The organism is Peribacillus butanolivorans, from assembly GCF_001273755.1.
GTDB classification, from domain to species: domain Bacteria; phylum Bacillota; class Bacilli; order Bacillales; family DSM-1321; genus Peribacillus; species Peribacillus butanolivorans.
Genome location: NZ_LGYA01000001.1, coordinates 521,253 through 530,723 on the forward strand (window position 1 = coordinate 521,253; position 9,471 = coordinate 530,723).

Consider the following 9,471-nt stretch of genomic DNA (forward strand, 5'->3'; position numbering starts at 1 on the left):
CCTACTCGATTATGCAACTAACGGGGCAGTTTAATTGAAGAAGGAAATTTAATATATTAAAAAGAATATACATATTTTGAGTAAATCCTCAAAAGGAAGTGATATTGGTTGAGTCATATTAATAAGTTTGATTTCATCAAGGCTTCTATTGAAGACATTGATAAGATAGTTAGTTTGCGGTTAGCACTTTTAAAAGAACTAGGTGAGTTAAAATCTCTTCAGGAGGAACATCTTATGGAGACATCAACAAGAGAGTATTTACAAAAAGCACTTTCAAAAAATGAATTTATATCCTATATTGCGGAATCGAATGGGGAAGCCATTAGTATCAGTGGAATGGTTTTATTTCAAAGACCACCATATTTGGAAAATCTTCATGGGGTTGAAGCCTACATTCTTAATATATACACTATCCCTAAGTACCGTGGAAAAGGTTTGGCAAAACGAATGCTAAAAAAATGTATAGACGAGAGCAGAAATAGTGGTGTTAAACGAATTTGGTTGCACGCCTCTAAAGATGGAAAACATCTATAAAAAAAAATGGGCTTTACGACGAAGGATAGTGAGATGGAGTTGTTTCTTTAATACGTTTTCTTGTTATCGATTAACTATAAGATTGCCTGCTGCTTCGGCGGCTTTTTTCCCACTTAAGGGGGCGGATAAATGAAGAAGAAATCTCAATAGAAATACAAGATCACATGGTAATATAGTTTATAGGCTGTTAAAAAAAGAATGGAATCAAAGATAAAAGTTCTCAATGAAAAAGGGATCTTCCAATCGAAGATCCCTTTAAATACTGCTATTTCACTTAAAGTCACCCAGTCATTTTTGGATCATTCCGTCCTCTTGAGTGATTTTTTCTACCTTATTATCGAAAGAGTATTCAAAAAAAATCCATAAATTCATCACCATATATGCTATGAATAATGGTCATCATTTCAATAAAATAAGGGGATTTTCCATACGTACGATTACAACATCTTTCTAATCTAGTCTATTATCTTTTAACTGTGGGCTTTACATCTTGCGGAATAGGGGAGACATAGCCTTTCCCTTGTAATCGTTCTTTTAGCTCTGCTTTTGCCTTGTCAATTAATTCTGGATTTTGGAGTACTTCTACTGCAGTTGCCGCAATAACCTTGCCAGCATGAAGCATACCTTTATGGGCAATAGATGTTGATCCGAGTGTAACCCACTGCCAGCTATGCAGAGGGGATCCAAGAACAAAACAAGCTGTTGTGCATTGAGCAGTAGGAACAATCCAACTAACATCCCCCACATCCGAGGAACCTGTTAATGGCGATTGACAGCCCTCAATGGGTTCCAACCAACTTGCCATAGCATCATCTTGACTATCATTAAACGGATTGATTGTACTATTCCTTTCTTGTTCGGTTAAGGTAGCACGGATCTCTTTTGCAAGCTGTTTTTCTTTATCATCGTGTTGTGGAATACCTGATTCTTGGAAATTCTTATACATAACGGAATCTAACACTGTGTTTTGGATAACATTAGAACAGGCTTTATCGAAAACGATTTCTACTTCAGTTCCTGTCATAAGGGCTGCTCCTCTAGCAATATTACAAACTCTTAAGTAAATATCTTGAACTTGTGAAACTTCTGGAGCTCGTAATAAATAAAGAACTTCTGCATCTTGTTGGACAACATTAGGCGATAATCCACCAGAATTCGTTATCGCATAATGAACTCTTGCGTCTTGGATAATATGCTCTCTTAAATAGTTCACGCCAACATTCATAAGTTCTACGGCATCTAAAGCACTCCGTCCCAAATGTGGTGATGCTGCTGCATGAGAGCTTTTTCCTTTAAACTTATAATACACTTGGAAATTGGAAAGTGAATCCATCGACATAATGCCGTTAACATCTAGTGGATGCCAACAAAATGCAAAATCAACGTCATCGAACAAACCTTCTCTGACCATGAAGGTTTTGCCTGATCCGCCTTCTTCTCCAGGACATCCATAATAACGAACTGTCCCATTCATATTATTCTCTTCCATATATTCCTTCACTGCAACAGCAGCAGCTAACGATCCAGTACCAAGTAAATTGTGACCACATCCATGGCCATTTTCACCTTGTACAATTGGCTCTTGTTCAGCTGTAGCTTTTTTTTGACTCATACCTGACAACGCATCAAATTCTCCCATGATTGCCACAACAGGTTTACCAGTTCCAAAGCTCCCAATAAATGCCGTCTCTATGTTTCCAACACCTTTTTCAACAGTAAAGCCTTCGCTTTCTAACGTGCTGCATAGTAATTCAGCAGATTGATATTCTTCAAATCGTGTTTCTGCAAAATTCCATATACAGTCACTAACTTCAATGAATTTAGCTTTTTTTTGTTCAATGATTTCTGATAGTCTATTTACATGTGTCATTTTACACTCTTTCCTTCCTATATATAATCGATTTAATATGAATGTATATCGATTTAATATGAAATATTATTTTAGAATTCGTCTTGCAATAAGATTCAAAAGTTCTACACTTCTTGGTAACACTTCTTCTTGAATATCAAATTTAGGATGGTGATGTGGTGCAGGAATATCGGTCCCAATAATCATATATGTCCCTTTACCACCATTATCCTGTACTCTTCGAATCATAAAACTTGCATCCTCGCTTCCGGCAGAACCGGATTCCCTACATGCTTTGATTGTTGAAAAACCATCTACATTTCGGGCTTCTTCCATAGCTAGATCGACAAGTTCTTGATCACAATGAATTGTAATTGCTTGTCCTATAATTTCAATTTCATATTCAAGCTCATGCATACCTGCACTATGAGCCACGATATTTCGAACACGTTTCTCCATTTCTGCATTTGTTTCTTCGGTTACGGAACGGGTTTCAATTATCATTTTTGCATACGCTGGAATAATATTAGCGGCTGTACCACCATTAAGACTACCTACATTTATGCGGGTAGAACCTGAACTAAATCTTGGAATAGCATGAATATTTAATAATGCAGTGGCAGCTCCTAATAATGCATTTTTTCCTTTTTCAGGAGAAGCGCCTGCATGAGAAGATACCCCGTGAAAATGAGCTGCCATTTTCGTACTTGCTAAAAAGCCAGAAGACCCACCATGAAATTCTCCTAGAGGGACATCTGTGCCAAGGTGCAGACAATATAAATAATCCACATCATCTAAAATTCCTTTTTGTACAATTGAATAGGCACCGCGTACTCCTTCTTCAGCTGGTTGAAAAATAAGCTTAACCGTTCCTGCAAAGTTCTGGTCCGCTAATTTTTCCGCAAGCCCTAAGCCAATTACTGTATGGCCATCGTGTGCACAAGCATGCATATTTCCTTCATATTTGGAACGAAAACCGTTTGTTTGTGGGAAGTGGTCAGAATCAGTACTTTCCGTAACAGGTAATGCATCCATATCAAACCGGAAAGCTACAGTTGGGCCATCTGTTTTTCCTTTTAATATACCGATAACAGCAGTATATCCACCCTCCATTTCTTGGAGAATTTCTGGATTTGCACCATCTTGTAATGCTCTATTAAATGTTTCTTGTAATACTTCTGTAGGTGGAACTCCACGGCGAGAATCCCCATCTAAAGCATCTTTTCCAAATATCACGTTATATTTCAAAGAAGTTAGTACTTCTACTACCTTTGAAGCAGTTCGAAATTCGGTAAAGCCAACTTCTGGGTGTTGATGAAGATCACGTCTTAAAGAAATAATATCCAATTCTTTCACTCCTAAAGTTATTTGATGAAAATTTAATAATTTTCGACAAGTTTTGGCGTCTAGCCCAAGCAACCTAGCCCCTCGAGTCGATGAAGGGGCTATTCAAGGCGCTTGCGATTTTTTAAATTACGGTAATTTCGGATAGACTCCGGGACCAATTGGGAGTCCGAGGAAATACCAAACCACTACCAATAGCGTCCAAATGATAAAGATGATAATCGGATATGGCAATATAAGAGAATAATATGTTCCTAGTTTTGCATCTTTTCTATACTCTTGTAAGAAACTTAAGAATAGTGGGACAAATGGAGATACAGGTGCTAATGGTAGAACAGATGAATCTGCAACCCTGAACAACATTTGGGCGAAGGCAGGATGATAGCCCAATACCATAAACATTGGGACAAAAACCGGCGCTAATATAGACCAAATGGCGGATCCACTAGCAATAAACATGGATAGAAGTCCAGATAAGAACATTAACCCAATAAGTACGGGTGCACCATCTATGTTTAGCTGTTCTAAGAGATCTGTGATGGATAATGCCAAAAATTTACCCATATTACTCCAGTTAAAGCAAGCGACAAATTGGGAAAGTGGAAAAACCATAATAATAAATCCGGCCATTCCTTTAATCGGGTCTACTAATAATTCTGGAATATCATTTTGTTTCTTAATTGCTCCTACTTTAACTCCATACGTAATAGAAACTGTAAAAAAGAAAAGTAAGATGATCGCGACAATACCAGACATGAATGGAGAGGGAAGAATAGCTCCAGTTTCTGGATTTCGTAATAGGGCTCCTTCCGGAACGACTAGAACGACCATAACAGCTATAAAAATCAATGCTGAAATACCTGTAGCCAGGAGTGCTTTGTTTTGTTGCTTCGTTAATTGTTCCAATTTTTTATGCTTACCGCTACCTTCATATTTTCCTAAGCGCGGCTCAACAAATTTATCTGTAATCAAGGCAATGACAACAGTAAGTACGAGAACTGAAGTAGCCATAAAGAACCAGTTATCGGTAACATTAACTGTCAAATTTGCTTTCATACCATTCGCTACTTCTGAACTAATTCCTGATAGCAAGACATCTGTTGTGACGATTAATAAATTGGCAGTGAAACCTGAACCAACCCCAGCAATAGCAGCGAGCAACCCAGCAACAGGGTGCCGTCCCACAGCAAGGAAAATTAAAGCTCCAAGAGGAGGCATAATAACAAGCGCAGCATCAGAAGAGACATGGCTAAAAAATGCAACGAATACAACTAAATAACTCGCGTATTTCCCTGAGACCTTTAACGACATTTTTCGAATCAAAACTTCTAACAAACCGACTTTTTCAGCAAGTCCTACGCCTAGCATTAGGGCTAAAATAGAACCTAGTGGTAAAAAGCCGGAAAAGTTTTTAATCATATTCGGCAGTATCCATTGAATGCCTTCACGGCTTAAGAGATTTTGGACCTCTACTTTCTCTCCACTAATGGGATCCGATGCCGAAACATGGAAAACGGATAAGAGAGCGGTTACAACAAATAAAAAGGCAATCATATAAATAAATAAAATAAATGGATGGGGGATTTTGTTTCCTATTCGCTCTACTTGATTGAAAAATCCACCTTTTTTATGATTTTGCAGATTAGTTGTATCTTTCATTACTTTTTGTTCCATTACATTCTCCTCCTAAACCTTCTTCCATTTGTAGTTTGTGCTTTTTTTGTACCATTTAATTTATAAACTTTTTCTCTAAACCTTCCTTAAGCTAAAGTTCCCAAAATGGTCTTTCACCCTTCGTGTACTTGATACATACCTTTCAAATTACTTGTTTTTCATTTAACGAATACTTAACGCTATTTTCGTTAAATGTATTATATAATTAAGAATAATCTATTTCAATAAAATTTTCAGAAAAAAAGGAATCTTTTTTTTTCTAGATTTAGTAATACTTTCTAAACAAACAAAAGGTTTTGAATCTTTTGAATGTATAAGTTCTACCACTCTTGACCTCACGATAGAGAAGTAAACCATATTAAGTAGCACCGTTTATTTATGTCAAACGGCGCTTTATATGTTATTAATATTTGGATCTCATTATTATTCCCTGTTGGGGTTAATTGGTTATTTTGATATAATAAATCTAATAGTATGATGTAGGGGTGAAGTAAACTTGTATAAAATTGGTGTTGTAGGTCCACTTTCATCTTTAAAGAAAATTCGGGATGTTACTAATGAATTTGAGCATGAAATAGATTTCATTGATTTTCCATATGAAGATGCACGAGAGGTAACGGACATTATAAAAAATCACCAAAATGCAGTAAATGGTTGGTTTTTCTCTGGACCAGTTCCTTATAGAATTGCAAAAGAAATGTTAGATTCAGAGGCCAATTTTACGTATTGTCCTCCTGTTGGATCTAGTTTATATAGATGTTTTTTACAAATGTCTGCGGATCAAAAATATTTTTTCGATAAGATATCCATTGATATGATTCGATTAGAAGACTTTTTTTTGCAAGAGTCGCTACAAGAGCTAGGGATTTCCACCGAAAATATTTATATAAAAACATTTGATGAACAATATGATTTTCAAGACATTGTTCAATTTCATCTTCAGTTGTGGAGGGAAGGGGAGGTACAAGGTGTCCTTACCGTTTTACAATCTGTATATGAAGCCTTGAAGAAAAAAAATGTTCCTGTCTACAAAATAAATATGACAAAGATGGAAATTAGACAAGCGGTCAAGATTTTAATTGAAAAAGCAAAAAGTACTTATTTTAAGGATAGTCAGATAGGTGTAGAGATTATTGAAATTGATCAGTTTGATCAATTTGTAGACGAGGTTAATATTCGTTACCATCTGCAGCATTTGGAGCTGAAAATAAAACAAACATTACTGTCATTTTGCGAAAAATTAGATGGTTCTCTCATCGAAAATGGAAACGGTCGCTATCAAATATTTAGTTCACGTAAGGCAATTGAACGAGAAATTGGTAGCTTGCAAAGTACTGTTCAACAACTGTCACTTGAGATGGATGTTTCTGTTGCAGTTGGAATTGGTTTTGGTGAGACGGCTGCATCGGCTGAAATCAATGCTCGTAAGGCGATTCGTCATTCGAAGAAGCAAGAAAGTTCCGGTATTGTTGTTATCCAGGAAGATGGTTTAATGATTGAATCTGTAGGTCAAGAGGAACAATTGGCATATACCTTCCGTTCTAATGATAAAGAACTGCTAGATAAATTAAATCAGGCTAACATAAGTGTAAAAACGTATAAAAAGATAGAAGCATTGATTGATCGTATGGGCTGGGACGGCTTCACTTCCTCAGACTTAGCTTCTCATTTATCTATGACCGTTCGAAATGCTCAGAGAATTATGAGTAGTTTAAGTGAAAGCGGTTTAGTGGAGTACAAAGGAGAAGAACTTCAATCGCCACGGGGAAGACCTCGTAAAATTTATATGTTAAAGAAGTAACACCTCGACATTCTTGATATACAATTTAATTTCCGAGGAAAGTTTTGAGGATTTCTCTTAATTAACTCTCCCTAGGTTAACGTCACATTGCCATCAAGTTAACAATTTATAATACCCTCAGAACAAAATTTTGGGCTTTCTTGTAACAAAGAAGCTCATTTTATCGTTTTGGGGGTGTCCTATTTTCTTAGCTTGATGGGCATGTGGTGGTACCTCAATAAGCATATAAAAGAATCCTCCAATTAAAAAGATCCTTCTAAACTGCAGCTTATAAGATCCTATTATATGAACTTTTGAATGTACGTTCGTTACATTCTAATTAGAGAAAAAATACCCTTGTTCAACTAAAGGGTCAGGATAGTGCAATAAAGAATTCAATTTATAAAGGAATTTTTACCATTTAAAAAGAATAGTTAATTATAGTAATAAACAGAGGGAGAGATGAAATGTTTCCAATATTAGAGACAGAAAGACTAATATTAAGAGAAATAACAAAAGAGGATGCAGAGGGTATTTTTGCTTGTTTTTCTAACGAAAATGTAACACGTTATTATGGACAAGAAACATTAGAGAGTATAGAAGAAGCAGTGAAATTCGTTGATTTCTTTTCAAATAACTACAATGAAAAAAGAGGCATACGCTGGGGGATTGAAAAAAAAGAGACCAAAGGTATAATTGGAACAATTGGCTTTAATGCTTGGTTACCTAAACATAAAAGAGCAGAAATAGGTTACGAAATCCATCCAGAGCAGTGGGGAAAAGGATATGCTTCAGAAGCAGTATCTAGAGTTCTTACATATGGTTTTGATGTTATGAATTTAACTCGTATAGGTGCTGTTGTATTTTTAAACAATGAAGCATCTAATAAGTTACTGACTAATATTGGTTTTCAAAAAGAGGGGGTTTTGAAGAAATATATGTATCAAAATGGTGTAGCACACGATACATATGTCTATTCATTTCTAAAAAATAATAAGTAAACGTGTTAAGCTAACGGTTTTAAAGGGCAGTGACGATCAGCTTTTTTCTTATGCGACAAACAGGGCAGGATTGTTGATTAAAGAGCTATTTTACTATGTTAAAAGTGTTAAAATAAACTATGTAGTGGTTGGTTAAATCAGCCTGTATAATCTCTAAAAGAAAGGAATAATATATAATGTTGACTTTCATTTTGGTTGTTCTGATGTTATTTTTAATCCCAGGTCCCGCTGTTTTTTTGACAATATCTCAAACTATTAAAGGTGGAAAAAAGAATGGAATTATCACAGGCTTGGGTATTGCTGTTGGTGACTTAATTCATACTCTTGCGGCAGTTGTTGGACTTTCCGCGATATTAATGACATCTACACTTGCTTTTGGAGTTGTTAAATATTTAGGTTCAGCATACTTAGTTTATTTAGGAATAAGAGCTTTGCTTGAAAAATCAAAAAAAATTGAAAAACCTATTACTAAGAAAGTGAATAATAACCTATCATTTCGTCAGGCTTTGTTAATTGAATTACTAAACCCTAAGACTTCATTATTTTTCTTAGCTTTCTTACCACAGTTTGTAAAAAGTGATGGTTCCCCAGTGACAATTCAGCTTTTAATGCTTGGGTTAACATTTGTACTGATGAGCATAATGTATACCACTCTCTTAGTTTTCCTAACAAGTACAATTGGCAACAAGTTATTAGTTAAATCTAACAGCAGTTCAAATTGGTTTGGGAAAGTCGTAGGTATAGTCTACATTGGTTTGGGAATAAAGTTAGCTCTTCAAACACACGAATAGATAAATATATTTTTATTCGTTAATCAACTAACAGGTGCAATCGTTCTTTAAAGAGCTGTGATGATGAACTGCACCCCAATTGTTAGACAACATCTAATAATTGGAGGTGCAGTTTTTTTGACTAAATATACGATAGACGAAAAATCACATGCAGTTTTAGAGTACTTAGAAGGGAAAAAATCCTATAAATCCATTGCACAAGAAAGAAATGTAGGTTTATCCCCTCTGAAAAGATGGGTCGCTCGCTATCTAAAACATGGGATGGAAGGACTTGCTTCATCCTATACAAATTACACTCTGCCCTTTAAACTAGAGGTACTTAAATATATGAACGAATATGGGGCATCGATCAACGAGACCGCTGTACACTATAACCTTCCTTCCGATTCTACACTTTTGAATTGGGCAAATCAGTTTAAGGAAGGAGGTATAGACGCCCTTAAACCAAAGAAAAAGGGGCGTCTATCCATGAAAAAAGAAACCAAGAAAACATCGCCA

The 9,471-nt window shown here is 35.8% G+C and carries 8 protein-coding genes; 5 read left to right on the top strand and 3 right to left on the bottom strand.

Features of this window, described 5'->3' with window-relative positions; all coding sequences use genetic code 11:
• The first annotated feature begins 108 nt into the window (after positions 1 to 108).
• Positions 109 to 534, top strand: a complete 426-nt coding sequence (locus tag AKG34_RS02565) for a GNAT family N-acetyltransferase (protein WP_236694859.1) — start codon at positions 109 to 111, stop codon at positions 532 to 534.
• Between the two features lie 463 nt (positions 535 to 997).
• On the opposite strand, the gene AKG34_RS02570 is transcribed toward AKG34_RS02565, so the two are convergent.
• The 3 genes from AKG34_RS02570 to AKG34_RS02580 form a co-directional block, all read right to left on the bottom strand.
• Positions 998 to 2,404: a M20 family metallopeptidase gene (locus tag AKG34_RS02570; protein ID WP_053344640.1), complete on the bottom strand. Its 1,407-nt coding sequence runs from the start codon at positions 2,402 to 2,404 to the stop codon at positions 998 to 1,000.
• Positions 2,405 to 2,470: 66 nt separating this feature from the next.
• A complete protein-coding gene (locus AKG34_RS02575; protein WP_053344641.1) occupies positions 2,471 to 3,730 on the bottom strand; it encodes an amidohydrolase in 1,260 nt (419 codons plus the stop codon).
• Positions 3,731 to 3,856: 126 nt separating this feature from the next.
• The gene (locus tag AKG34_RS02580) at positions 3,857 to 5,386 is read right to left on the bottom strand and encodes an AbgT family transporter (RefSeq protein WP_053347958.1); all 1,530 of its coding nucleotides are present in this window, start codon (positions 5,384 to 5,386) and stop codon (positions 3,857 to 3,859) included.
• Positions 5,387 to 5,897: 511 nt separating this feature from the next.
• On the opposite strand from AKG34_RS02580, the gene AKG34_RS02585 reads away from it, so the two are divergent.
• The 4 genes from AKG34_RS02585 to AKG34_RS02600 all read left to right on the top strand — a co-directional run.
• Positions 5,898 to 7,202, top strand: a complete 1,305-nt coding sequence (locus AKG34_RS02585) for a helix-turn-helix domain-containing protein (RefSeq protein ID WP_053344642.1) — start codon at positions 5,898 to 5,900, stop codon at positions 7,200 to 7,202.
• Positions 7,203 to 7,648: 446 nt separating this feature from the next.
• Positions 7,649 to 8,182 (top strand): GNAT family N-acetyltransferase, encoded by a 534-nt coding sequence (locus AKG34_RS02590; protein WP_053344643.1) that lies wholly within the window; start codon positions 7,649 to 7,651, stop codon positions 8,180 to 8,182.
• A 176-nt stretch (positions 8,183 to 8,358) separates the two neighbouring features.
• Complete coding sequence (locus AKG34_RS02595; protein WP_053344644.1) at positions 8,359 to 8,973, top strand: LysE family translocator; 615 nt, start codon at positions 8,359 to 8,361, stop codon at positions 8,971 to 8,973.
• 117 nt (positions 8,974 to 9,090) lie between these two features.
• Positions 9,091 to 9,471, top strand: a 381-nt coding sequence (locus tag AKG34_RS02600; protein ID WP_236694860.1) for a helix-turn-helix domain-containing protein, incomplete at its 3' end; no start/stop codon positions are given.

Coding starts and splice junctions, on each gene's coding strand:
- AKG34_RS02570 (WP_053344640.1), bottom strand. CDS start 2,404: ATGACACATGTAAATAGACTATCAGAAATCATTGAACAAAAAAAAGCT.
- AKG34_RS02580 (WP_053347958.1), bottom strand. CDS start 5,386: ATGAAAGATACAACTAATCTGCAAAATCATAAAAAAGGTGGATTTTTC.
- AKG34_RS02590 (WP_053344643.1), top strand. CDS start 7,649: ATGTTTCCAATATTAGAGACAGAAAGACTAATATTAAGAGAAATAACA.
- AKG34_RS02595 (WP_053344644.1), top strand. CDS start 8,359: ATGTTGACTTTCATTTTGGTTGTTCTGATGTTATTTTTAATCCCAGGT.